This is a genomic window from Paraburkholderia sp. JPY465, assembly GCF_050436725.1.
GTDB classification, from domain to species: Bacteria; Pseudomonadota; Gammaproteobacteria; order Burkholderiales; family Burkholderiaceae; genus Paraburkholderia; species Paraburkholderia youngii.
Genome location: NZ_JBNDMT010000002.1, coordinates 1,924,065 through 1,949,564, shown reverse-complemented (window position 1 = coordinate 1,949,564; position 25,500 = coordinate 1,924,065). Strand labels below are relative to the sequence as shown.

Annotated in this window: 21 protein-coding genes; 12 read left to right on the top strand and 9 right to left on the bottom strand. The window is 63.3% G+C overall.

Going from position 1 to position 25,500, the window contains the following annotated elements:
* Window positions 1–18: 18 nt before the first annotated feature.
* Complete coding sequence (locus tag QFZ94_RS11055; RefSeq protein WP_429456833.1) at window positions 19–1,257, bottom strand: MFS transporter; 1,239 nt, start codon at window positions 1,255–1,257, stop codon at window positions 19–21.
* Window positions 1,258–1,541: 284 nt separating this feature from the next.
* Between QFZ94_RS11055 and QFZ94_RS11050 the strand changes: the two genes are divergently transcribed.
* From QFZ94_RS11050 to QFZ94_RS11020, 7 genes are all read left to right on the top strand, one after another.
* The gene (locus tag QFZ94_RS11050; RefSeq protein ID WP_429456831.1) at window positions 1,542–1,880 is read left to right on the top strand and encodes a hypothetical protein; all 339 of its coding nucleotides are present in this window, start codon (window positions 1,542–1,544) and stop codon (window positions 1,878–1,880) included.
* 522 nt (window positions 1,881–2,402) lie between these two features.
* On the top strand, window positions 2,403–4,949 hold the full coding sequence (ptsP, locus tag QFZ94_RS11045; RefSeq protein ID WP_429456829.1) for a phosphoenolpyruvate--protein phosphotransferase: 2,547 nt from the start codon (window positions 2,403–2,405) through the stop codon (window positions 4,947–4,949).
* A gap of 22 nt (window positions 4,950–4,971) precedes the next feature.
* Complete coding sequence (gene ptsG / locus QFZ94_RS11040; protein WP_368582020.1) at window positions 4,972–6,765, top strand: PTS glucose transporter subunit IIBC; 1,794 nt, start codon at window positions 4,972–4,974, stop codon at window positions 6,763–6,765.
* Between the two features lie 25 nt (window positions 6,766–6,790).
* Window positions 6,791–8,380 (top strand): aspartate:alanine exchanger family transporter, encoded by a 1,590-nt coding sequence (locus QFZ94_RS11035; RefSeq protein ID WP_410850396.1) that lies wholly within the window; start codon window positions 6,791–6,793, stop codon window positions 8,378–8,380.
* 111 nt (window positions 8,381–8,491) lie between these two features.
* A complete protein-coding gene (locus QFZ94_RS11030; protein ID WP_429456826.1) occupies window positions 8,492–9,796 on the top strand; it encodes a c-type cytochrome in 1,305 nt (434 codons plus the stop codon).
* Window positions 9,793–10,275, top strand: a complete 483-nt coding sequence (locus tag QFZ94_RS11025) for a (2Fe-2S)-binding protein (RefSeq protein ID WP_368582023.1) — start codon at window positions 9,793–9,795, stop codon at window positions 10,273–10,275. The genes QFZ94_RS11030 and QFZ94_RS11025 overlap by 4 nt, the downstream gene beginning before the upstream one ends.
* Window positions 10,272–12,572 (top strand): molybdopterin cofactor-binding domain-containing protein, encoded by a 2,301-nt coding sequence (locus tag QFZ94_RS11020; protein ID WP_429456824.1) that lies wholly within the window; start codon window positions 10,272–10,274, stop codon window positions 12,570–12,572. Before QFZ94_RS11025 ends, QFZ94_RS11020 begins: the two co-directional genes overlap by 4 nt.
* Window positions 12,573–12,634: 62 nt before the next feature.
* Here the strand turns inward: QFZ94_RS11020 and QFZ94_RS11015 are convergent, their stop codons facing one another.
* Window positions 12,635–13,108: a carboxypeptidase regulatory-like domain-containing protein gene (locus QFZ94_RS11015; RefSeq protein ID WP_176120497.1), complete on the bottom strand. Its 474-nt coding sequence runs from the start codon at window positions 13,106–13,108 to the stop codon at window positions 12,635–12,637.
* Window positions 13,109–13,514: 406 nt separating this feature from the next.
* On the opposite strand from QFZ94_RS11015, the gene QFZ94_RS11010 reads away from it, so the two are divergent.
* Complete coding sequence (locus QFZ94_RS11010; RefSeq protein ID WP_429456822.1) at window positions 13,515–14,525, top strand: dienelactone hydrolase family protein; 1,011 nt, start codon at window positions 13,515–13,517, stop codon at window positions 14,523–14,525.
* A 112-nt stretch (window positions 14,526–14,637) separates the two neighbouring features.
* On the opposite strand, the gene QFZ94_RS11005 is transcribed toward QFZ94_RS11010, so the two are convergent.
* The 3 genes from QFZ94_RS11005 to QFZ94_RS10995 are packed head-to-tail and all read right to left on the bottom strand — an operon-like array spanning window position 14,638 to window position 17,530.
* Window positions 14,638–15,642, bottom strand: coding sequence for a substrate-binding domain-containing protein (locus QFZ94_RS11005; protein ID WP_410850400.1), 1,005 nt, complete (start codon window positions 15,640–15,642; stop codon window positions 14,638–14,640).
* A gap of 29 nt (window positions 15,643–15,671) precedes the next feature.
* Window positions 15,672–16,712, bottom strand: coding sequence for an ABC transporter permease (locus QFZ94_RS11000; RefSeq protein WP_368582027.1), 1,041 nt, complete (start codon window positions 16,710–16,712; stop codon window positions 15,672–15,674).
* The gene (locus QFZ94_RS10995; RefSeq protein WP_429456819.1) at window positions 16,709–17,530 is read right to left on the bottom strand and encodes an ATP-binding cassette domain-containing protein; all 822 of its coding nucleotides are present in this window, start codon (window positions 17,528–17,530) and stop codon (window positions 16,709–16,711) included. The genes QFZ94_RS11000 and QFZ94_RS10995 overlap by 4 nt, the downstream gene beginning before the upstream one ends.
* Window positions 17,531–17,795: 265 nt before the next feature.
* Here QFZ94_RS10995 and QFZ94_RS10990 point away from each other — a divergent pair, with 265 nt between their 5' ends.
* From QFZ94_RS10990 to QFZ94_RS10980, 3 genes are all read left to right on the top strand, one after another.
* A complete protein-coding gene (locus QFZ94_RS10990) occupies window positions 17,796–17,981 on the top strand; it encodes a hypothetical protein (RefSeq protein WP_368582029.1) in 186 nt (61 codons plus the stop codon).
* A 181-nt stretch (window positions 17,982–18,162) separates the two neighbouring features.
* Window positions 18,163–18,615 carry a universal stress protein gene (locus QFZ94_RS10985; protein WP_368582030.1) on the top strand — a complete coding sequence of 151 codons (453 nt, stop codon included), beginning with the start codon at window positions 18,163–18,165 and terminating at the stop codon, window positions 18,613–18,615.
* A gap of 53 nt (window positions 18,616–18,668) precedes the next feature.
* Window positions 18,669–19,814 (top strand): alpha-hydroxy acid oxidase, encoded by a 1,146-nt coding sequence (locus QFZ94_RS10980; RefSeq protein WP_429456817.1) that lies wholly within the window; start codon window positions 18,669–18,671, stop codon window positions 19,812–19,814.
* 249 nt (window positions 19,815–20,063) lie between these two features.
* Here the strand turns inward: QFZ94_RS10980 and QFZ94_RS10975 are convergent, their stop codons facing one another.
* The 3 genes from QFZ94_RS10975 to QFZ94_RS10965 all read right to left on the bottom strand — a co-directional run bounded on the left by QFZ94_RS10975 (window position 20,064) and on the right by QFZ94_RS10965 (window position 22,716).
* On the bottom strand, window positions 20,064–20,267 hold the full coding sequence (locus QFZ94_RS10975; RefSeq protein WP_429456815.1) for a DUF2970 domain-containing protein: 204 nt from the start codon (window positions 20,265–20,267) through the stop codon (window positions 20,064–20,066).
* 209 nt (window positions 20,268–20,476) lie between these two features.
* Window positions 20,477–20,929 (bottom strand): DUF934 domain-containing protein, encoded by a 453-nt coding sequence (locus QFZ94_RS10970; protein WP_429456813.1) that lies wholly within the window; start codon window positions 20,927–20,929, stop codon window positions 20,477–20,479.
* Complete coding sequence (locus QFZ94_RS10965) at window positions 20,926–22,716, bottom strand: nitrite/sulfite reductase (protein WP_429456811.1); 1,791 nt, start codon at window positions 22,714–22,716, stop codon at window positions 20,926–20,928. Before QFZ94_RS10965 ends, QFZ94_RS10970 begins: the two co-directional genes overlap by 4 nt.
* Before the next feature lie 512 nt (window positions 22,717–23,228).
* Between QFZ94_RS10965 and QFZ94_RS10960 the strand changes: the two genes are divergently transcribed.
* The gene (locus QFZ94_RS10960; RefSeq protein ID WP_429457765.1) at window positions 23,229–24,635 is read left to right on the top strand and encodes a PLP-dependent aminotransferase family protein; all 1,407 of its coding nucleotides are present in this window, start codon (window positions 23,229–23,231) and stop codon (window positions 24,633–24,635) included.
* A 27-nt stretch (window positions 24,636–24,662) separates the two neighbouring features.
* Here the strand turns inward: QFZ94_RS10960 and QFZ94_RS10955 are convergent, their stop codons facing one another.
* Entirely contained in the window at window positions 24,663–25,436 is a 774-nt protein-coding gene (locus QFZ94_RS10955) for an ABC transporter permease (RefSeq protein ID WP_429456809.1), read from the bottom strand.
* Window positions 25,437–25,500 lie beyond the last annotated feature (64 nt).

Below are 25,500 nucleotides of genomic sequence, written 5' to 3'. Positions count from 1 at the left end.
CGTATCTGTTCCGTTGCGTCAGTCAACCGACGCATCGCACGCGCACTCAAGAGAAGACGCAGCGGCCGGTCGCTCCAGCACGGCAAGCCGTTGCAGTGTGACGAGACCGAGTAGCGCGAGTCCAAGTCCCAACGTGAAGTCGGCGTGAATTCCCGCCCGGTCGACAATAGTGCCTCCCACTGCCGAGCCCGCCGCAATCGCCACCTGGATGATGCTCACGAACATAGCCGACCCCGCTTCGGGCAGGTCCGTCGTGCTGCGCTGAATCCATACGCTAAAGCAAAGCGGCAGCGCTCCGAACGCGATTCCCCACAGCAGCATCCCCGCAGTCTCGCCGATCGACGAATGCTCGAGCAGCAACATCGACGACATCGCGCCCAATAGCAGCAGAACCATTGCGGCGACGGATTTCTTCAGATGGTCCGAAATCACCATCGACGCCAACGCATTCGAGAAGAAACCGATCAGACCGAATCCGAACAGCAACAGCGTGATGGCGCTCAACGAGAAGTCGTGTTCGAGCAGCGGAGCGATGTACGTGTAGGTCGAGAAATGCGCGCCGAAGACGAGCGCGACCATCACCATGCTCAACCTCGTATGCGGCCGGCGAAGCAGCGTTTTGAAATCGGCGATCCGCAACGCCGATGCCGACGGCAACGAAGGCACGAGGAACGCCTGCGCCAGCAACGCGAGCGACACGAGCCCCGCGGTCGCGGCGAACGCCATCCGCCACGATGCAAACGACGCGATGAACGTCCCGAGCGGCACGCCGATCACGGTTGCGCAGGTCACGCCGGTCAGAATGGTCGCGGTTGCTTTGGCGGCATCCTTTGCTTGCACGAGTCGAGGAGCCGCCGCCGTCGCCAGAGTCCAGAAGCCACCCAGCGCGCCGCCGAGCAGAGCTCGTCCTACCAGCATGATCGCGAGGTTCGGTGCGATCGCGCACACGACGTTCGCGATCAACAGTACCGCGGTGAGGAGCAGGAAAACGTACCGGCGGTCCATGCGGCCCGCGCTGACGATCAGCGTCGGCGCCAGTATTGCGGCCATTACGCCGGGCGTGGTGACCATCAGACCAGCGACACCAGTCGACACGCCGAGGTCGTGTGCGATCTGTGGCAACAGACCGACGGGCAAAAACTCGGCCGTGACGAACGCGAACGCGCTTACCGCAACGGCGATGACGGATAGCCATTGACCTGCGGACGTTGAATTCCCTTGCAGGGACGCAGAAGTCGTAGGTGTATCGATTTGCATGATGACCCTGATGCCAGATTGAAGCCTGACACTTTAGGCGGGGTCTCACGTTGGAAAAAGAGTCGTCCGATGAAAAGACTAGAAGGTGTGGCTGAACAATGCGCGGGCGGCGATATCCGCTAACGGTCGAAACGACCGCGTAGCCTCTTTCATATGCGCCAGCAGGAAAGCGTTCGTCATCAGCGGCGTGACGCGTTTCGTTGACAGTCTTCCACGAAGTTACAAGATCTCGTAAGTCGCGCCGCAGCGCTTGCATCGGGCTGCCAACGCGGTATCGGTATTTGATGGGCATCTCAACGGACCGTGAGGCAGGCATCGTTGAGCTTGCCCTGATGTTCGACAACAGGAAAGACCGCGTTCGCGTTCGATTCAACGGCGCAACGCGCTGCCTTGCAAACGATTTCCTCATTCAGAACATCATTTATGAAGTAAAGACACTGACGGATTTCCAGTCCCCGGATTATCAACACGCGCTCGATGCGCTCGAAAAATCGTATTTCGGGAAAGAAAACCGCCCCGATATGCCGATTGCATCCGTCAGCGCCTCATTGGGCGCGGAATTGCTTATCGAGTTCGACACGGTGAATGCGGTTGCAGACGAAGCAGACGCCCTGCTTCGCTAAGCGTATAAAACACCGAAGTAAAACTGCGCCACACCCAATCAATAAATTGCAGCGCCCGTGTCCCGCCGCAAATTCGGAAAACACAGGAGATCCATTTCGGAAATCGTCTCGTCTTGCAATCTGCGCTCAGTAACATATGCTCTCTTTCAGAGCGCTTTCCGGGTCCTTTTTCCGGAACCACGGTGCGTGCGGTCGCCCACTGGCGCGAGGCGGCCGACATACGCAAACAGCGCGGCAACCCTCCTGAAAGCCGACAGGTCACACACAAACGAAATCAGACTGCCGAGGCTTTCCGGTGAGAACAATCGCATCGAGGGGTAAGCAGCAGTTTGCGCATACGGGCGACGTGCGCGACCTTGTTGGATTTTTCGAGCTTCTGTCACCGAGCTTTTGCAACGTGCGCCGCTCAAGTGGGTAAGCGGCGTAACCGGCAATGGTGCCGACCGCACGTATCAATGTCGCGCTCACGCGGCTCGAGTCGAACCACCGCAGGCGAGCGTCAATGTACAAGGAGTCTTGGCGATGAAAGCTCCTCAGCGTCCCCAGCGCATCGAGTTGATGGCGCCACTGTCGGGCGTACTGGTTCCTCTCGACAGCGTGCCCGATCCGGTCTTCGCGCAGAAGATGGTCGGCGATGGCATATCGATCGATCCGACCTCGGATGAACTGCTATCGCCGCTTGCCGGCAAGGTCACACAACTCCATAGCTCTTGCCACGCGACAACGATCACCGGCGACAACGGTCTGCAAGTGCTGCTGCATATCGGGCTCGACACCGTGTTGCTGCGCGGCGAGGGCTTCATGCCGTTGGTCCAGGAAGGCGACATCGTCGCGGCGGGCACGCCGCTGATCCGCTTCGACCCGATCGTGGTCGGCGCAAGAGCAACCAGTCTGCTCACGCAAATGGTCATCGCCAACGGCGATCTCGTCACGCGCTACGTTCCCGCGAAAGGGCTCGTCGTCGCCGGGGCCGACGTCGCGCTGTACGTCGAACTGGTCGGCAGCATCGAGAACAAGGATACGGCCAGCGCCACCGGCGCGACCCTCTCCGGCGAGATCACGCTGCCGAATCCGGCGGGCCTGCATGCGCGGCCCGCGGCAGTCGTCGCGGTCGAGGCGAAGAAATTCAAGTCCGAGATCCGACTGCTGCGCGGCGACGCCAGCGTAAATGCCAAGTCCGTCGTCGCGCTCATGGGGCTCGCAACGAAGTTCGGCGACAAGCTGCGCGTCGAGGCCCGCGGTCCCGACGCGGCGGAGGCGGCCAGCGCCGTCGCGCGACTGCTTGCCGAGGGATCGGGCGAAAAGCCCGGCGACGCGCCCGCACCCGCGGCGGCCGCGCCGACCGCACCGGCTGCGCCAGTGCCGGCACCGACCGAGGCGGCCCCCGCCGACGCCAACGAATTCATCGGCGTCTCCGCTTCGCCTGGGCTTTCGGTCGGCAAAATCGTGCAGTTCCGCCAGCAAGTGATCGAGGTGAACGAAGCGGGCGAATCGCCGCAACGCGAACGGGCGCAACTCGAAGCGGCGCAGCATCAGGCACGTCAGCAGATCGAGGGGCTCAAGGCGACGCTCACCGATCCGTCGAAAGCGCAGATTCTCGACGCGCATCTCGAACTGCTGGACGATCCCGACCTGAACGATGCCGCCATCAGCAGCATCAGCACGGGAAAAGGCGCGGGGTTCGCATGGCGCGAAGCGTTCCAGAACCAGGCAAGCATGCTGGAAAAGCTCGACAATCCGCTGCTGCGCGAACGCGCCGGCGATATCCGCGACGTCGGCCGCCGTGTGCTCGCGCTGCTCGCCGGCGTGAAGCAGGCGCAGATCGACGTGCCGGAAGAGTCGATCCTGATCGCCGAGGAACTCTCGCCGTCCGACACCACGTCGCTCGATCGCAGCAAGGTGCTCGGCTTTTGCACGACGACCGGCGGCGCGACGAGTCACGTCGCGATCCTCGCGCGCTCGCTCGGCATCCCGGCGATTTGCGGTATCGACGCGCGCGCACTGCAACTCGCCGACGGCACGCCCGTCGTGCTCGACGGTTCGCGCGGCAGCTTGCGGCGCAATCCGAGCGCCGAGGAACTGGAGAAGGCGCGCGAACGCATCAGGCGTCAGGCCGCCAAGCGCGAAGACGAAAAGCTCGCGGCAACCAAACTCGCAATGACGGCGGATGGCCACCGCGTCGAAGTCGTCGCGAACATCCGCAATGCGCAGGAAGCGCGCGACGCGGTAGCTGGCGGTGCGGAAGGCGTGGGACTGTTGCGCTCCGAGTTCCTGTTCGACGCGCGCGACACCGCGCCAACCGAAGACGAACAGGCCACCGAATATTGCGCGGTCGCGGAAGCGCTCGGCCGCGAGCGCACGCTCGTGGTCCGCACGCTCGACGTCGGCGGCGACAAACCGCTGTCGTATATGCCGCTGCCGAAGGAAGACAATCCGTTTCTCGGCCTGCGCGGTGTGCGCGTGAGCCTCGAGCGTCCCGACATCTTCCGCACCCAACTGCGCGCGATTCTGCGCGCGGCGCCGCTCGGCAATCTGCACGTGATGTTCCCGATGATCACGACGGTTGAGGAAGTGCGTGCGGCGCGCAAGATCCTGCTCGAAGAAGCCGGCGATCGCGCGGCGAGCGTGAAAGTGGGCGTCATGATCGAAGTCCCGGCGGCCGCGCTGATCGCCGAGCCGCTCGCACGCGAAGTCGACTTCTTCTCGATCGGCACGAACGACCTCACGCAATACACGCTCGCGATGGACCGGGGCCATCCGCAACTCGCGAAGCAGGCCGACGCACTGCACCCGGCGGTGTTGCGTCTGATCGGCATGACGGTCGACGGTGCGCATCAGCACGGCAAATGGGTCGGCATTTGCGGCGGCATCGCGTCGGATGCGATGGCGGTGCCGGTGCTCGTCGGACTTGGCATCGACGAGCTATCGGTGAGCATTCCGGCAGTGGGTTCGATCAAGGCCCAGCTTGCACGCATCACGACCGACGAAGCAAAGAAACTCGCCGCCGAGGTGCTGCGTCTGGGCACCGCCGCGGAAGTCCGCGCGCATCTGTCGCGCTTTGCCGACTGAGCCGATCAACAGGAGATCAGCCATGTTCTCGCATGCGTTTGGAGTCTTGCAGAAGATCGGCAAATCGCTGATGCTGCCCGTCGCCGTGCTGCCGGTGGCCGGCCTGCTGCTCGGTCTCGGCGCCACCGACTTCCACGGCTACGTGCCGACCGTCGTGCTCGCGCTGATGAAGAACGCGGGCGACGTGATCTTCGCGAACCTGCCGCTAATCTTCGCGATCGGCGTCGCGCTCGGCTTCACCGAGAACGATGGCGTGTCGGGCATCGCCGCAACGATCGGGTATCTGGTGATGACGGCCACGTTGGGTGTGATCGCGAAGATAGAGGGCATCGAAACCGACACGATCATGGGCATACCGTCGATCCAGACCGGCGTGTTCGGCGGCATCCTCGCCGGTGGTCTTGCGGCCTGGATGTTCAACCGCTACTACCGGATCACGTTGCCGCCGTATCTCGGCTTCTTCGCCGGCAAGCGCTTCGTGCCCATCGTGACCGCGATCGGCTCGATCGTGCTCGGCGCGATCCTGTCCTTCGTGTGGCCGCCAATAGGCAGCGCAATCAAAGCCTTTTCACACTGGGCAGCGGTTTCTGACCCGCGCACCGCCGCGACGGTCTACGGTTTCGTCGAACGTCTGCTGATTCCATTCGGTCTGCATCACATCTGGAACGTGCCATTCTTCTTCGAAATGGGCAGCTTCGTCGACCCGACCACCGGCAAGGAGGTTCACGGCGACATCACCCGCTATTTCGCGGGCGATCCCACCGCCGGGATTCTTGCGGGCGCGTTCCTGTTCAAGATGTTCGGCCTGCCGGCCGCCGCGATCGCGATCTGGCATTGCGCGAAGCCGGAGAAGAAGGTCGCTGTTGGCGGCATGATGGTTTCGGCCGCGCTGACTTCTTTCCTCACCGGCATCACCGAGCCGATCGAATTCGCGTTCCTGTTCGTCGCGCCGGTGCTGTACCTGATTCACGCATGCCTCGCGGCGTCGGCACAGTTCGTGGCGAACACCCTGGGCATGCGCATGGGCTTCACGTTCTCGCAAGGCGGCATCGATTTTCTGATGTTCAACCTGATCGGCGGGAAGGCCACGCACGCCTGGTACGTTTTCATTCTCGGTCCAATTTACGCGGTGATCTATTACGGCGTGTTCCGCTTCGTCATCACGCGCTTCAACCTCAAGACACCTGGCCGCGAGGACGATACGGCAGATACCGTGGCTGTCGCCGCGAGCGGCACGGGCGGACGCTCGCGCGAACTCGTGCTCGCCTTTGGCGGCCGCTCCAATATCACCAGTCTCGACGCTTGCATCACGCGGCTGCGCATCTCCGTGAAGGACCCGGCGCGCGTCGACGAACACAAGCTCAAAGCGCTCGGTGCGGCGGGTGTGGTGCGCGTGGGCAACGGCGTGCAGGCGATCTTCGGGCCGTTGTCGGAGAACATGAAAACCGACATGCAGGACTATCTGAAGACAGCGGGCGCCGAAGCGGATCTGCCAGCGGAAGGCGCGGCCGATGCGCAAGGCGCGGCAGCGGCGACTGCCGCGGCTCCAGCGGCCGTGGCCGCCTCGGCGCAACACTCGCCGCAGGAAACGGAGCGCGCGGAAAAGATTCGTGCGGCGCTGGGCGGCGCGGCCAACATTGTGAAGCTCGATGCGCTGGCGGCCACGCGGTTGCGTGTCGAGCTATCGGATGCGTCGCGCATCGACGCGGCCGGCTTGAAAGCGGCGGGCGTGCTCGCCACGCAAGCGTTGAAGAACGGTGCAGTCGATCTGATCGTAGGTCTCGGCTCGGGCAACCTCGCAGGCGCAATGCGATAGGAGCGACGCGTACATGGGGGACGGCATGGAAGCAGTCAGAACTTTCCTCGAAACTCAGCCGCTGCTCGCGCTTTTTCTGACCATTGCGCTCGGCTACCTGGTCGGAGAAATCACTATCAAGGGCGTGGCTCTGGGCTCGGGGGCCGTGCTGTTCGTCGGATTGGGGCTCGGCGCATTCGCGCCGAAATCCGCGCCGCCAGCGTTGCTGGGCACGCTCGGTCTGCTGCTGTTTCTGTATGGCATCGGCATTCAGTACGGCGCGCAATTCTTTCGCGGACTCACCAGCCGGGACGGCATGAAGGCCAACGCGGCCGCATGTGTGGGCGTGATCGCTTCGGGTCTGGTGGCGTGCGCCCTGATCCACTTCGGCATCACGCTCGCCGATGCGCTCGGCATGTTCGCGGGCAGCGGCACCAGCACGGCGAGCCTGCAGGTTGCCATCGCATCGATGAAAAGCAGCAACGCCGCCGTGGCTTATAGCGTCACCTATCCGTTCGGCGTGGCCGGGCCGATCCTGTTCCTCTATGTGCTGAACGCAGCCCTCAAAGCCAAAATACCGAAGCCGACCGCGAAGGTGCTGGAGACCGCTGAAATCGCGCTGCGCAATGCCAGTCTCTTCGGTCTCACGCTGGCGGAGCTTTCGAGCCGCTTGCCTGCCGGCGTGGTGATCGCGGCCGTGCGGCGAGCGCATCACAATCAGCTGCCCAGCGACGACTTCACGCTGCGCGCCGACGACGTGCTCCTCGCGACCGCCACCGAGCGCCGCCCACTCGACGAAGCCACCGCGCTATGCGGCGAGCTGCAGCCCGGGCGTATCTCGAGTCATCGGGAAGACCTGGACTATCTGCGCGTGTTCGCATCGAGTCCGTCGGTGGTCGGCACGGCGCTCGGCAATTTGCGCTTTCCGGATGGCGTGACCTGCGCGGTCGCGCACGTGCGGCGCGGCGACGCCGATCTGCTGTCGACGCCGGACCTCATCCTCGAAGCGGGCGACCGCGTCGGCCTGCTCGTCAGTAACGCGCATCGCGCGAGGGTCCGCGCGTTCTTCGGCGATTCGATCAAGGGCACGGCCGAGCTGAGTTTCATCTGTCTGGGCATCGGCGCGGCAGCGGGGCTGCTGGTCGGCGCGATCCCGTTGCGCGCGCCCGGTCTCGGCGCGTTCAGCCTGGGTCTCGCGGCGTTGCTACTGGTCGCGCTGTGCCTCGGCAAGGTGCGCCGCAGCGGACCTTTCGTGTGGGTGATGCCGCTCTCCGCCAATCTCGTGCTGCGCAATATCGGGCTGACGATTTTTCTCGCCCAGGTAGGCCTGTCTTGCGGACCGAAGTTCGTTGCGACCGTTGGCACCGCCGGACCGCTGCTGCTGCTTTATGGCGTGATCACGCTGCTGGTGCTCGTCGGCGTCACGGCTGTGTGCTGCCTGTGGATCTTCAGACTGTCTTTCGATACGTCGGTCGGCGTGATCTGCGGCGCGACCGGCAATCCCGCGATTCTCGCCTTCGCCAACCGCATCGCGCCGACGGATCAGCCCGACGTCATGTACGCGATGATTTTTCCGTCGATGACCATCGTCAAGGTGCTGTTCGTGCAGATCGCTATCGCGGTCGCTGCTGGCTAGACGAAGCCGCTATCGCGACCCGCCGCTGTCGGGAACGCCGCTTGCGTGACTCGCAGACGCGCGATGCATTCCGCAACGACGATGCGCGGACGGTTCGGCGATGGAGGCCAGATGAAAGGACGGGTGGCAAGTGCGGGCGTGGCCGTTGTTCTGGTCGCCCTCATGGCCGCGTACGGCCCCACTGCGCATGCGCGGGAGCCCGCGCCCGGCGACGTCACCACGCCCATCGCGGCCGACAGCGATACGGCGGCCGCGGCGCGCGGCGCGAAGCTCGCGGCCATTGGCAATTGCGTCACGTGCCACACCGCGACGGACGGCCAGCCCCTCGCGGGCGGACTGCCGCTGAAAACTCCTTTTGGCATCGTTTACTCGACCAACATCACCCCGGACAACGAAACCGGCATCGGAGGCTGGACGCTCGACGCGTTCGAACGTGCGATGCGGCGCGGCGTGTCCAGCGACGGACATCTGCTCTACCCCGCGTTCCCGTATCCGCACTTCACGCACCTGAGCGATGCCGATATCGGCTCGCTGTATGCATGGCTGATGAGCCGTGCTCCCGTCAAAGCGCCTGCGCCGCATAACGAGCTGATCTTCCCGCTCGGCTTCAGGCCCCTCATAGCCGTGTGGAATCTTTTTTACCTGCATACCGGTAGCGAAGCCGCACCGTCGCCGAGCGAAGCGCCGGACCTCGCACGCGGGCGTTACCTGGTCGAAAGCCTCGGTCATTGCGGTGCATGCCACACGCCGCTCGACCACCTCGGCGCAGAGCGTCGCGACCATGCGCTGCAAGGCGGCACGATCGACGGATGGGACGCGCCCGCGCTGACGGACCTCGCTTCACGCCCGACGCCCTGGACGCAGGCACAACTCGTCGGGTATCTGCGCACGGGCCTCGCCAGCGCCCATGGCGCGGCAGCCGGTCCGATGCGCCCCGTCACGCGCACGCTCGCCGACGCATCCGCCTCCGACGTAGAGGCGATAGCCGCGTATCTGCTGGCGTTGCCATCCGATGGGCGAGGCGTGCCGGAGCATCCGGTCGCCTCCCCCTCCGCTACCTCCATGCCCGTGTCCCCCGCGCCCGGCGGCGGCGCGAATCTGTTCGCCGCGGCCTGCGCATCGTGCCATGCCGAAGGCGCGCCGATGTCGAACGGGGGCGCTCTACCGTCCCTGTCTCTTTCCACGGCCGTCAACGCCGACAGCCCTCGCAACATGGTCCGTTTCATCCTCGATGGCATCGACTGGCACGAAAGCGATAGCGCGCCCTTCATGCCATCATTTGCCAACACCTTCACGGATGAGCAGATAGCGGAGCTCGCCAACTACACGCGCGAACGCTTCACCGCACGCGACGCGTGGCCCACGCTCGACGCCCGCGCAGTCGCGCAATTTCGCAAGGACGGCTTGCCACGATGATCACACTCAACGTCAACGGCGTCAGTCATGCGGTCGATGTCGATCCGTCCACGCCGCTGCTCTACGTGCTGCGCAACGAATTGCAACTCGACGGCGCGAAGTTCGGCTGCGGTCTCGGTCAATGCGGCTCATGCACGGTCAGCGTCGGCGGCGAACCGGTGTTCTCGTGCCTGATGCCGGTCGTGGCCGTGGGTGAGCGGCCAGTGCGAACCGTCGAAGGCCTCGGCAGCGCGCAACATCCGGGACCACTTCAGCAAGCCTTCATCGACGAGCAGGCCGCGCAATGCGGCTATTGCATCGCCGGCATGATCATGCGAGCGCAAACGCTGCTGGACCGGGTCCCGCACCCAACCGATGAACAGATCCGCCGCTACATGCAGCCGAACCTGTGCCGCTGCGGCACGCACATGCGCATTCTCGCGGCGATCCGGCAAGTCGCGAGCGGTTCGCCGCGTACGGGCCAGGGAGCGCAATCGTGAGCGACGGCCGCCCATTCTCCGCCGCCCACGGCAGCGGCCCGGATGACGCTGCGCGGCGCCGCTTCCTCGTTGGCGGCTCGCTGATGGTGAGCTTCGCGATCGCGCCGGCCATGGCCGCGCTCGCGCAAACCACCACCGAAGCGGGCACCTTCAACGCGAGCGACCCGAAGCTGCCGGGCAGTCTCAAGACCACGCCGTTGCTCGATGCGTGGATCAAGGTCGCCCCCGACGGCCACGTGAGCGTATTCACGGGCAAAGCGGAGCTTGGCACGGGCATTCGCACCGCATTGCTGCAGGTCGCCGCGGAAGAGCTGGACCTCGCGCCTCATGCGATCGAACTGATCACCGCCGACACCACCAGAACGCCGAACGAAGGCTACACCGCCGGCAGTCACACGATGGCCGACAGCGGCACCGCGATCCTCAACGCCGCGGCTCAGGTGCGCGCGCTGCTGGTCGCGAGCGCGGCCTCACAGTTGGGCCTTGACGCGGCGACCCTGACAACACGCGACGGCGCCATCATTGCCGCCGACGGAAGACGCGTGAGCTATGGCGAAGCCGTGAAACACGCGGACCTCCATCAGAACGCCCAGGCCGACGCGCCGAGAAAGCCGCCAACGGCCTACGCGCTGATTGGCCATATGCTGCCGCGCGTCGATATCCCGGGCAAGGTGACGGGCGGCGCGAGCTATGTCCAGGACCTGCGGCTGCCCGGCATGCTGCATGCCCGCGTCGTGCGGCCGCCGTCTTATGGCGCGAGCCTCGTTGCATTCGATAGCGGGCGCGTCGAGGCGCTGCCAGGGGTCGTCAAGGTCGTGCGCAACGGCAACTACCTCGCAGTGGCCGCCGACGACGAATGGCGCGCGATCCTCGCGATGCGTGAGCTTGCGCTCGCCGCGCAGTGGCGCTCGGGGCCGCCGCTGCCGGATCCGGCGAACGTCCACGCGTTGCTGATGAGTCTGCCCGCACAGGAAATCGCGGTGGCCGATCACGGCGCGGCGACCGGCGCGGCCGCACCGATGGCGACGCTGCGGGCGCGCTATTCGAGGCCGTATCTGACGCATGGCTCGATTGGGCCATCGTGCGCGGTCGCGCAACTCGACAACGGTGTGATGACCGTTTGGACGCACACGCAAGGCGTCTATCCGCTGCATGCCGGTATCGCCGAAATGCTCGCGATGCCGCCCGGCAAGGTGCGCTGCGTGCATGTGGAAGGTTCGGGCTGCTACGGACACAACGGCGCGGACGATGTCGCGGCCGACGCCGCCCTCATCGCACGCGAGTTGCCTGGCCGCCCGGTGCGCGTGCAATTGATGCGCGAACAGGAACACATGTGGGAACCGTTCGGCCCGGCCATGACAGTCGACGCGAAGGCAACGCTCGATGCGGCAGGCATGATTGCCGACTGGCGTTACGAGCTATGGAGCAATACGCATAACAACCGCATCGAGAATGCCGGCCGCCTGCTGCCCGCGCAGCTCCTTGCGCAGCCGTTCACCCCCGCGCCGCCGAAGCCGATTCCGATGCCGGAAGGCGGAGGCGACCGCAACAGCATTCCGCTTTACCGCGTGCCCAACCTGCACGTGCAGCATCATTTCGTGCCCACGATGCCGATCCGCGTCTCCGCGATGCGTTCGCTCGGCGCGCATATGAACGTGTTCGCGATCGAGAGCTTCATCGACGAGCTCGCCCGAGCCGCGCACGCCGACCCGGTTGCGTTTCGCCTCAAACATCTCGATGATCCGCGCGCCCATGCCGTGATTCGCGCGGTAGCCGATCAATTCGGCTGGCATGCCCGCAGCGCGCTAACGGGCGACGCTAGCCCGCGCTCACACGGCACCGGCTTTGCGTTTGCCCAATACAAGAACCTGATGGCCTACCTTGCCGTCGCGATGGATGTGACGGTGCTGCGCGATACCGGCGAGCTCAGCATCGAGCGCGTCGTCGCGGCCGTCGATTGCGGACAGATCGTGAATCCGGACGGCGTGCGCAATCAGATCGAAGGCGGCATTTTGCAAACCATGAGCTGGACGCTCTATGAAGAAACTCGATTCGATCCGCAACGCATCACGAGCTATGACTGGAGCACTTATCCGATCATGCGCTTCTCGTCCGTACCCAAACGCGTGGACGTGCTGTTGATCGACCGGCCGGGCTTGCCATTCCTGGGTGTCGGAGAAGCGGCGCAAGGCCCGGCCGCCGCGGCGCTCGCGAACGCGATCGACGACGCGACTGGTGTGCGGATTCGCGACTTGCCGTTGCTCGGGGCGAACGGCAAGAAGATGCTCAAGGCATGAGGCTTTCGCGTTAGCAAACGAACGCGCCGCGCGCGAGCTTCGGCGCGGCGCCGGGACCGCGCTTAGTGGCCGCCGGATGGGAACGAGAAAGTGGCGCGCGCGCTGCCATTGCCGCGGACGTTCACCGTCTGCTTCCTGGTCACGCCGCTGTATGTGGCGCTGATCGTATAGCGCCCTTGAGGCAGCCGCACGAGCATGTACGGCCCCTTCGACGTGGCCTCGAACACGGAAGCGCCGCCTTTGGCGATCTGCACCTGGACGTCGGCCACATAGCTCGCACCGGGTCCCGTGAACTGCAGAGACAGCGGCCACTGCCTGCGTGCCTGCCGCAGCGCGGTCGACTCGTCGCGACCAACTCCGCCGGTCACGAACGATATGTCGCCCTGCTGCTGCGTCGGTGGCATGCCGGTCCTGTGGATCTCGCTGGCGCTCTGCGGAGCAGCCGTCTGCGCCACTGCTACGCCTGCCTGCACCAGGGTGAACGCCGCGGCGAGCAGGGTCGACGCGATCCGGGGAGCGTTTCGTTGCATTTTCATCGTGACTGCTCCTTACAGTGTTGCCGACTGCCGGTTAGAGTGCGTGCCCGGTTCGTCGGGTGGAAGAACGCTTGCACCAGGTTGGAAACGCATCGCGCGCCGGGGGCCGGCCACGAGCGAGGGCACCTCACGACCACGGTCAGCAGCGGACTTATCACGAATAATACGACATAGGGCGCGTAGCAGAGTGTCGGCACGCCGATGAGTCACCGCCATGCACACCGCGCAACTGCTCCATGGCGTCGGTCAGCAATGTTTGAGCCAGTCCCCCGGACCAGAACTTATAAGACATTCTTCAGAACGTCGGGGCTAGGTGTCGCCTCGATCTTGAGAAGCCCATTCGATCGTCTATGTTCGAAGAGACGTTATTGGGCCGACGCGCCGTTGCGGACAGGAGGATGTCGCCATGTCATTACTCGCGCAATCCGGTGCTGGACTGCGGCATCTATGTCTAGTCACATCGATAACCGTGGCGGCGGCCTTTTCTACTTCGATCGCTGCGCAGGTAGTGCGGACCGAGGTTCTACCGCTGCAGTCGGTCACGCTCACCGACGAGCAGTTCCTCGGCGGACACGAAGCGGGCAAGCCGGTCACCGTTGCCGGGGTGCTGAGCCTACCCAAGGCGGGTTCGGATCGTCTTCCTGCGATCGTCATGCTTCATCCGTCGGGAGGCATCAACAGCGGTATCACCGACTGGCAGCAGGAGTTCCTGGCGATGGGCGTCGCCACGTTCGTGGTCGACAGTTTCGCGGGGCGCGGTATCGTCAGCACGCTCAACGACCAGGGGCAAGTGGGCCGGCTCGTGCAGCTCGAGGACGCGTATCGCGCACTCGACCTGCTCCAGAAGCATCCAAGAATCGATCCGGAGCGGGTGATACTGATGGGCGAATCACGCGGCGGACAACCAGCGTTATACGCCGACCTCAAACGGTTTCAACAATTGCATGGCCCCACTTCCGGCAAGGGCTTCGCCGGGTACATCGCGTTTTATCCGAACTGCAATACGACCTTCAGAGCCGATGACGATTTCGACGACAAGCCCGTGCTCGTTTTTCATGGCAGTGCAGATGAATTTGCTCCTGTCGCATCATGCCGCGCATACGTCGAAAGACTGCGAGCCAAGGGAAAAGACATCAAGTTCATCGAGTACTCGGGGGCCCAGCATATGTTCGACTGGAAAGCCGCGGCGAAGCCCATCGTTCTCGCCAAGGCGCAGACCATAAGAAGCTGTCAACTGAGCGAAGCACAGAACGGCCAGATCATGGACGCAGCGACGGGCCAGCTTTTTACTTACAGCGATCCCTGCGTCGGGTATGGAGCGACCCTCGCGTACGACGAAAAGGCCGCAGTCGATGCCAGGAAGACCGTGCGCGAATTCGTGACGGGCACGCTCAAACTTGGCGCACCCGCTCCGTGACCCGGAAGGCCGGTTCGTTTGCGAACCTGCTGTCAAAGTCGTGCAGACATCCCCCGAACGCCTGGAGGCCTGACTGCCGGCGCTCTAGCCATTCCATTCGCATCGCTCGTTCTTAGCGGATGCCGCGCTTGATCAGCGGAATCAGCGAGTCGATCGTCGCCGGTGTCTGCACACCTGCGCCGGTGTTGATGGTCAGTCCCGCGAAATGATAAGCAGCCGAGAGCACGCACTGCGTGACTGGCAGGAAGCCCTGCAGATAAAGCTGCTGGTCGAGCGTCGCAGTGAGGTACTTGTTCTGCAACCCGGAAATCGTGGCGGGCGCCAGATCGATGCCGCCCACGATGATTTGCCCCGGCTTCTTGCCAGCCTGCTGGAGCGCCTGCGGAATGAACCCGGTCACACCGCCGTGCTGCGTGCCGATCGCCTTCAGATCAGGGTGCGCCTGGATAAAGGCGACCAGGATCGGCACGGCGAGCGATGAATCGGCATCCACCTGCGGTGAGATGTTGAGCCTCGTCACCTTCACACCGGCCTTTTCCAGCGTCTCGGAAAGGCCACGGTCGGACTGGCTGCGCACACTCTCGTTGAAGACACCGTATTCGAGCGCCTCGTCGCCCTTCTTGAGTCCGGCGTTGAGCATCGCCTGAGCAGTGATCTGCCCGCCGATATAGAGTTCGACGCCGGCGTAGCCAAAGCCCTTCGCGTCGTAGAGCTTCTGGTTTTCGGGCAGCGGCGTATTGCCGACGGTAACGATGATGCCCTGGTCTACCGCTTGTTTGATCAGTGGTGCGAAGGCTGGATCGCCCGGATGGCCCATGATGCCGATACACGTCGGATGCGCCGCCATCGCCTGGCGAAACTGCGCAAGCATCGTCTCCGGACTCCAGGCCGAGAACTGCTCGATCACCTTGATGCCTAGCGCATGTCCCGCGTCCGCAGCGCCGGTCTGACGTGGCAGCGTCGCGCCGTCGCCGGGGTTTCCGCCCATCTGCATATACATCGTCATACCGGCGCCGAGCGGCCCCGTCGTGGTCGGCTCGGTGGCACCGGCGGTTGGCGCGAGGCCGAACGCAACAACGCTCGCGCCCAGTAGCAATCCCGTCATGATCTTGATCATTTCCGCTCCTATCTCCTGATTTAACGGCTTTATCTCCCGCCAAACCTGAGTTTTTCGCGCAACACACGCAGCCTGGCAGGGTTCTCGACCAACAGATGCAGGATCACGGCGACGATGAACACCACTCCTTCGATCGCCTGTACCCAGAAGCCGGCGATACCTGTCGCAACGATTCCCGCCTCCAGCATGCCAATCACGAAAGTGCCGAAGAACGTACCCACGATCGTCGCCGTGCCGCCGAACACCGAGGTTCCGCCGATGAACACGCCGGCCAGCGCCGGCAGCAGGTAGCCTTGCCCCTGGGTCGAGAAGTAGTTCAAGTTCTCGAGCGTGAGCAGCACCGTTGCGAAACCGGCCAGCACACCCATTAGCGTGAACAGTTTCACCGTCTCACGCGGCACATTGATGCCCACGACCTTCGCCACGTTGCGGTTGTCTCCGATGAACAGCACGTGCTCGCCGAAACGGTGGCGATTGAGGATGAACCACATGAATATGGCGAGCCCGAGCGCCCAGAGCGCTTGCATCGGGACCAGATCGAACAGCGTGCCCGCGAATACTGCATAGGCCGAACCGCTGGCGAGTTGCTGTAGCGCATTCGAAAGGCCGCCGGAAAGTATCGAAGCGACCCCGGCCCAGAGGAACTGTGTGCCGATTGTCACGATGATCGACGGCACGCCGACCACCGCGACCAACACCCCGTTCACCACGCCGACCAGCGCGCCGCCAGCCAACGCCGCAATAACGGCAAGCCAGGCCGAACCGGTGGTGTTCACGCACCAGGCGAACAGGAAGCCCGCGAATGCCATCACCGACGGGAACGAAAGATCGATCTCCCCAGCCGCAATCACCAGAGTCAGCCCGATCGCCAACACCACCAGCGGCGGAACGGTGGTCAGGAAGGAGAAGTAGATTGGCCAGCCCAGAAAGACCCGCGGTGCGGTCGCCATGAAAAGGCCGACCACCAACGCAAACACGACCACGCTCGGCAAACCTTCCAGGCGAGCAAAACCGGGCAGGCGAAAAAGCACTAACCGCGCCGGCCGTTTTTCTTTAATCGGATCGCTCACGTCCGTGTCCCCGCAACCGGCCCCGGCCCGTGCCCGCTCTGCTGCAGCGAAATCAGGAACCGGGTGAGTTCCTCGAGGCTCATCTCACCGGACTTGAATTCCGCGACGATCCGGCCACGATCGAGCACGACCAGTCGATCGGCGAGCTCGTGCACATGGGCAAGGTTATGTTCGATGTAGATGCAAGCGCGGCCGGAATCCTTGATCGAGCGCACGAAGTCGAGAACCTTGCGCACCTCGCTGATGGCGAGCGCCACCGTTGGTTCATCGAGAATGATCAGATCGCTTTCGAAATACATTGCGCGTCCGATCGCGATGCCCTGGCGCTCGCCACCGGAGAGTTTCGCAATCAACGAATCCGCGTCGATTCCCACGCCGCGGAAACCGAGCTGGTGCTTCAAGATTTCGTTGGCGATGCGCCGTTGTTCGGCAACGTTGATGAAACCGAACCGGTTGGTGATTTGCCGGCCGACAAAAAAGTTACGCCATAGCGGCTGCTTCTCGCCCAGCGATTTTTCCTGATAGACCGTTTCGAAGCGCAAACGGTGCGCCTCGCGCACGGAAAAGCGGCTCCAGTCGACCTCCTCGTCCCGGATGAAAAGCTTGCCCGTGCTCGGCCGCACGACACCGGTCAGCACCTTGATGAGCGTCGATTTACCCGCGCCGTTGTCACCGATCAGGCCGACGATCTCGTTGCGCCCAATGGCGAGGTCGATGCCGGACAGCGCGCGTATCTTCCCGTAGGACAGGCTGATGCCCTGCGCGCGCACGATATGTCGCCAGGCGCTCGTAGCGCGCGCGGCATCGCTCGCCGTCACGCTACGCCCCAGCTCGAAGAAACCACAGTGATGTTGTGTACGACGATAGCCATAAAACCTTCCTTTTGCTTATCGATCGCCGCATCAACTTACATTGAGACTGTCTATGCAATTCAGCAAGATTTAAAGTCTAGTTCAAGAATCGCCCGACGGTGGCTAGAAAATGCCGGCGGGCGTGACAGCGCGGGCGTCACAGCGTCTATCACTCAAACCGGCCAGGGGACTATCATGAGAGAAGCTGCATTCATCAGCGCAGGAGCACATCATGACCTCCAGTCCATCCGCTGAGCCGACCGGCACCTCTCGCGACCCCGCGCAAACTTCCGCCGGCACGACTGGCCATCCCGATCCGAAGGGCTCGCAAAAACCGGCCCCAGACGACCTTCCTAACGCGGACGCGGCAGAGCCCGAGCCTCACGAGCATCTCCCGTCCAGAAGCGACGACAACTGATTCAACACCACAGGTGCCGACGCCGTCCGCGTGACGATCCGCGCGGCAGGTTCGCGAGTGGATCGCACGTGCTTTCGCGCCGACGCCGCGAAGTCGGGGAGAGCTCGCGGTTCACGCAAACGGCCCGATGGATTTCGTCATACGAAGTCGCGACCCGGTGTGAACCGCACAGGAGCAGATCATGCAGAACGTGCTGGTAGGTTATGACGGGTCGGCATCCGCGCAATATGCCGTGACTTTCGCGGCCGATCTGGCCAAGCGTTTCGACGCGCGCTTGCATGTGCTCGTCGTCGCGCGCACGCCGGACTGGGGTGCGATCGAAGTCGAGCGAAAAAATCTGATCGAGCTGGAAGTGCGCCATGCCAACGAGATCCTCGACGACGTCAAGGCGAAGCTCGCCGCTTCGAACGGAGCCGTGGAGTTCGATCTCGTGGTCGGGCCGCCGGCGAAAGAGATCGTGCTGTACGCGGAGCGGCATGCTATCGACCATCTCGTGGTGGGACATCGCGGACATACGCCGTTCGATCGCTGGCTGATCGGTTCGGTCGCCCGCCAGGTGCTCGCCTACGCGCCGTGCGCGGTCACCATCGTGCGCGATCCGGCGACCATGAAAAAAACGCGGCATGAGAACTGATCGTCCCTGAAATTTGGCCGTCCAGCAGGCCAAATCGGCGGCTACCTCGCAATATGCAAATAAGCGATTGCCATAACTTTCACGACTTCCGTGAACTGGCACGGCTCAGACTGCCGGGCCCGATCTTTAACTACATCGATGGCGCCGCCGACGACGAAGTGACCTATCGCCGGAACACCGCGAGCTTCCAGCAATGTGACCTGGTACCCAATGTGTTGCGGGGAGTCGGTGACGTGGATCTCTCGGTGCACGTGCTCGGCCAGCGGCTGGCGATGCCTGTGTATTGTTCCCCGACCGCACTGCAACGCCTTTTCCACCATGAAGGCGAACGCGCAGTGGCCGCTGCGGCGTCGAAGTACGGAACGATGTTCGGCGTTTCTTCGCTCGGCACGGTCAGCATGGAAGAGTTACGCAAAGCGTTCCCGACACCGCAGGTGTACCAGTTCTACTTCCATAAGGACCGCGGTTTAAACCGTGCAATGATGCAACGCGCCAAAGAGACTGGCATCGATGTGATGATGCTGACGGTCGACAGCATCACTGGCGGAAACCGCGAGCGCGATCTGCGTACAGGCTTCACCATCCCTTTCAGACTCACCTTGGGCGGTATGCTCCAATTCGCTCTGAAGCCGAAATGGGTTCTGAACTACGTCACGCATGAGCGCTTTTCCATGCCGCAATTGGAGACCCACGTCGACTTTGGCGGCGGTGCGATGTCGATTGGCCGCTACTTCACGGAAATGTTGGACCCTTCGATGAATTGGGACGACGTTGCCGAGATGGTCCGTGACTGGGACGGCCAGTTTTGCCTGAAGGGCGTGATGTCTGTCGAGGACGCGAAGCGTGCGGCCGCAATTGGCTGTACCGGCATCGTGCTGTCCAATCATGGCGGCAGGCAGCTAGATGGATCGAGAGCCGCGTTCGATCAGCTTGCGGAGGTTGTGGATGCCGTGGGTGACAAGCTGGACGTCATCATGGATGGAGGAGTGCAACGCGGAACACATGTTCTGAAGGCTCTGGCTCTAGGGGCCAAAGCCGTTGGCGTCGGACGTTACTATTTGTTCCCGCTGGCAGCGGCTGGGCAGGCTGGCGTCGAGCGGGCACTGGCCTTGATGAAAACAGAATTAGAGCGGGGCATGAAATTGATGGGATGTAGCTCGGTCAGCGAGCTCTCTCGCGAAAGTCTTCGCTTTCGATAATTGCGACGGATTAGTCATCTTTCAGAGGACGCTGCCGATACGAGAAGATTGAGTCGAACACGGCATCAACATTGATGAGTTCGCCGATCATGTCACCGGCACGCAATTATTCTTGAAGAAATGGCGCTGCGAGATCCGAAGCCAGGGTTTTCGCCTACACTGCTGTGCCGACGAAAGAGAACGGGGCGCACAATAATTGAAATGGCGCCCGTGAATCGCCCAATCGAGTCACCACCTCCGTTCTGCCGCTTAGAAACCCTGAGCGGTTATCGCAGGGTGTGTGACAAGCAATACGACACCCAGAATGCAGCCGCCGATGAGGGCAGCCAGCCCAATTGCCACGAACGGCAGCCAGCTAAAGTTGACATGGGCGAAGTCGGCTTCGTGGGCGGTTCGATTGCGCACTCCGAAGAAACTCCACAGAACGATGCGCGCCATCCGGATGAGTTCCATCACTTCCTCCTGTTCGTTTGATCGCGTTGACTAATGTTCATGCTTCTCACGGATTCAGAACAGCAGCAGTTGTGATCAATTTGAGGAATGCAGCCGGGGCTGGCCGACTCTGACACTTCAGCACAGGTATTCACGCGCCGGCATCGCCGCAGTTTTACTTCTGGCGATGCGGTGAGCAAATCGCAGCGATATACCTGCTGCGGCCGCGCTCAGGCTTTTTCTTCGTGCGATACCGGCAAAATGGACGCAGCCGACGCGACACCTGTACCTGTCGCGCCATACGGTGCCTCGCGCACAACATCGCCCTGATAAAACCCGGTGAAGCGTTCGAGTTGACGCTGCGCGTCTTGCACGGCGACGGTTTCGTCCAGTACCGCGCTTGAAAAGCCCATGCGCTCCATCTGCATCAGTTGATCGACCAGTACCTCGCCCGTCGCCCGCAAGTCTCCATTGAAGCCGAGCCGGCGGCGCACGAGGTACGCCTGCGAGTACGCGCGTCCATCGGTGAAGGTGGGGAAATGCAACTCGACGCGCGCGGCGGCTGAAATATCGGCCGCATGCGCGAGCGGATCGGCATCGTTAGGCAAAGCGAGTACGGGCGCCGCTGCATCGGCGGCATGGTCGTGCGCGGCGAGCAGGCGAATGCGTGCCGGGGTCTTCATACGCGCTCCTGTGCCGTGGCGCGAACCGCGTCCGCGGCAGCCTTGAATGGATCGAGTCCGACCCGGCGCACGGTTTCGATGAAAGTCTCGCGACGTTCGCCGCGCCGCTCGCGCAACGCCACATAGCGGCCGAGCACCGCGTCGACGACATCGGTCACTTCATGTGACGCGAACGACGGGCCGATGACCTTGCCGGAGCGGGCGTCGCCGCTGCGCGCGGAGCCATCCGCGCCGCCGAGCGTGACCTGATACCACTCCGCGCCATCCTTGTCGACGCCAAGAATGCCGATATGTCCGCTGTGATGATGGCCGCACGAATTGATACAGCCGCTGATATGCAGATCGACCTCGCCAATGTCGTTCAATTCGTCGAGGTCCTGATAGCGCTCCATGATGCTCTGTGCGATCGGCAACGAGCGGGCGTTGGCGAGCGCGCAGAAGTCGCCGCCAGGGCAGGAAATCATATCGGTGAGCAGATGCACGTTGGCGCTTGCGAGCTGCACCGCGACCGCCGCGTGCCAGAGCGCGAGCAGGTCGTCGACGTGGACCCACGGCAGCACGATGTTCTGCGTGTGCGTGACGCGCGCTTCTCCCGACGAAAAGCGGTCCACGAGATCCGCCACGCGTTCGAGCTGCTCGGCCGATGCATCGCCGGGCGCCTGCAATGGTCGCTTGAACGACAGCGTGACGATGCGCATGGACGGGTCCTTGTGCGGCGCGACGTTGCGCTCCAGCCAGCGCTGCAATTGCGGCGTCTGCCGCGCAGCGGCTTGCAGCGCGGCAGCAGCGGCCGGGTCGGCGGCTCGGCGCTCGGCCGCTGCCGGCGGCACGACGAAATACGTGCTGATGCGGTCGAACTCGGCTTGAGGAATCGTGTGCGGACCGCCGTGGTGATCCACGATCTGCCGGAACTCTTCCTCTACTTCGTCGATGAAGCGCTGGCCTTCGGCCTTCACGAGGATCTTGATACGCGCCTTGTATTTGTTGTCGCGCCGTCCGAACTGGTTGTACACGCGGACCACGGCCTCGATGTAATTCATGATGTGCCGCCACGGCAGAAACTCGCGCAACACAGTGCCGATGACCGGTGTGCGGCCCATGCCCCCGCCCACCGATACGCGAAAGCCCAGCTCGCCATTTTGGTCGCGCACGAGGCGCAGTCCCACGTCGTGCCATCCGGTCGCCGCGCGGTCCTCCTTAGCGCCGGTGATCGCGATCTTGAACTTGCGCGGCAGAAACGCGAACTCGGGATGCAGCGTGGTCCACTGGCGCATGATTTCGGCGAAGGGCCGCGGGTCGGCGATCTCGTCCGGTGCCACACCTGCCCGCTCATCGCATGAAATGTTGCGGATGCAGTTGCCGCTGGTCTGAATGCCGTGCATGTTGACCGTGGCGAGGAGGTCCATCACGTCGGCGGCTTTCGACAGCGGTATCCAGTTGAATTGAACATTGGTGCGTGTCGTGAAGTGCGCTTGATTGGTAGGCAAGCGCACGGTGCCGAGCTTGCGCTGAGCCTCCATTGCCTGCCGGTACACCTCTGCTTCGGGCTCGTCGTATTCGCGTGCAATACGCGCGAGCACGCGAAGCTGGGCGCTGGAGAGCTCGCCATACGGAACCGCGACACGCAGCATCGGCGCGTGCCGCTGGACGTACCAGCCGTTTTGCAGGCGCAGCGGGCGAAACGCATCCTCGCTCAGCCTGCCGTCTTGCCAGCGTTCGATCTGATCGCGAAACTGGGCCGCGCGGCTTTGCACGAAGGCTTTGTCGAATTCGTTGTAGCGGTACATAGTGCGGAAATGGCGGACGTGTGGTCCACACGGAACAAGGAAAATATCGCGCCGCAGTAGCCGCCTCAAGCAGCAGATGGCGCTTAATGGAGCGCAGCAGCTCTCGCCCCGCACTGATTCAGCGAGGGTCGGCTGGAGGGCGCTTGCGGGTCGATCGTGCGTCCCGATGGCCTGGGCAAGACGTCGCATTCCTTCTCCGATCTGATCGGCCGTCGCACTCGCGAACGATAGGCGAAGATGCACGCTGCCATATAGCCGCCCCGAGGCTCTCAGGTGATCATCGTGAATACAGCCAAAGCCCGACCTTCCCCGAATCGTCTGCGACTGTCCGCTGCGGTGAGGGGGAGAGTCCAGACTGTGACAACGGCGACGGGCATCAGCATCTGGCAGGCGGCCGCGCCGGTTTCGAGCCATACTGTGCGCCGACAAGCTCGCCGAACGTTCACATCTCCAGACATCACATGACGTCCAACGCCGAGCAACATGCGACAAACATTCCAACAAAGTCCAACATGACCCGCTACGAGGCACTCGCCACCACGATCGCTGAAGAGATCCGAGCCGGCCATATTCCGATCGGCTCTCGCCTTCCATCCCTGCGCTATATCATCGCGCAGCATGGCGTCAGTCAGTCGACCGTTCTGCGTGCGTACTATCTGCTCGAGGAGTGGGGGCTCATTCGTGCCGAGGAGCGTTCCGGTTTTTACGTCACACCGGGTGCGGGAGTCCAGCAAGCGGTTTCCATGCAGGCGGCAACACTCGCGGAGTCCGCGAAGGTAGACATTTCGGATCTCGTCTTTTCAGTGCTCGATGCGGCAAAGCATCCTGGCATCGTGCCGCTTGGCTCCGCTTTTCCTTCCCCTCTGCTGTTTCCGTCCGCCAGGCTCCTCAAGTCGCTGGCACAGGGCACGCGCTCGCTGAGCCCGTGGAGTACCGTCGCGGACCTGCCACCGGGCAATGACCACCTGCGTCGCCAGATCGTGCTGCGCTACGTCGGCACGGGCCTCTCCGTGGCAACCGAGGAAATCGTCGTGACAAACGGCGCTCTGGAAGCGCTCAATCTCTGTCTGATGGCGGTGACGCGCCCGGGCGACGTCATCGCGGTCGAGTCGCCTGGCTTTTACGCCGCATTGCAGGCCATCGAGCGGCTCGACCTGCGCGCGGTCGAGATTCCCGTCGATCCGGTCACCGGACTGGACCTCGACGCACTCGCGGTCGCGCTCGATAAGCATCCGATCCGCGCCTGCTGGTTCATGACGAACTTCCAGAATCCGACCGGCGTTACGCTCTCGGTGGAGAAAAAGAAAGCGCTCGTCGATCTACTGGCCAAGCGCGAAATACCGCTGATCGAAGATGACGTCTATCAGGAGCTTCACTTCAGTCGTGATCGGCCGCTGCCGGCGAAGGCCTTCGACACCAAGGGCCTCGTCATGCACTGCAGTTCTTTCTCGAAGACGCTCGCGCCCGGCTACCGGATCGGCTGGGTAGCGGCTGGCCGATTCGCCGACCGGGTGCAACGGCTCAAGCTGATGACGACGCTGTCGGCCAGCATTCCGGTACAGGCCGGAATTGCCGACTATCTGCAATATGGCGGCTATGACAAGCATTTGCGCAAGCTGCGCAATGCGTTCAAGTCACAGCTAGCGTCAATGGATGCCGCGCTTCGGCGTTCGTTGCCGCGCGACGTGCGATGGACCCTTCCGAACGGGGGCTACTTTCTCTGGCTTCAGTTGCCCAATGCGGTCGATGCGATGGCGCTTCATCGACGCGCCATCGCCCACGGCATCAGTATCGCGCCCGGGCCGATCTTCTCCGCTACCCACTCGTTCGAAAACTGCATCCGTCTGAACTTCGGCCACCCATGGGATACCTCGATCGATGAGGCTGTGCGAGTACTTGCGGACATCCTCAAAAGCTGACCGGCTGTGTGATTCGCGCGCCCCGCTTCAATCCTGGCCCGGCATGCCGCCGACAAACTTCCGCGCCGCGCGCGCGGCGCAGTCCAGTGTAAACCCGAGCGCGCCAATGATCAGAACGACGGCGGTCAAATCGCCGTAGGCGAGGCGGTCCCGTGCATCGAGGACGAGATAACCCAGCCCCGAGCTGACCCCGAGCATTTCGGCCGGCACCAGCACTATCCACAGGATGCCGATTGCGAGCCGCACGCCAGTCAGCACGTGCGAGGCGACACCCGGCACATACACGTGCCACAACATCTCGAGCCTCGTCGCAGCGAGCGACTCGCCTAGCTGCACCCACCGGCGATCGATGTGCGCCACCCCTGCCGCGGTGCTCATCGACAGTGGCCACACGGCCGCGAAGGTCAGCAGGAAATACACAGCGCGATCGCCGATGCCGAGCGACATCACCGCGATGGGCATCCACGACAGCGGCGAGATCATGCGCAGAAACTGCAGCGTCGGTGAGAACGTCGTTTCGAAGCGCTTCGAGCGGCCGAGTGCAAAGCCCAGCGGAACGCCGACGACGAGCGCCCAGCCAAGGCTAACCGCGACGCGGCGCAGACTCGCTGCCACATGCGACAACAGATGCTCGTCGGCGACGAGCCCCGGCAATGCCGCCAGCGCATGCAGCGGTGAAAACTGCGCAACGAAGCCGTCGGCACCGCCAGGCAGTGTCACCGCCGCCCACCAGGCGACGATCGCGATCGCGCCGCCCAGCAGTCCGAGCAGCGCGTTCGGCAGGCGCCGCGAGCGCCGCACTGCCCTGTCCCCGTCGGCGTGACTCGCAGTGCGCGATGAACTCACCGTCCGTGATGAAAGACTA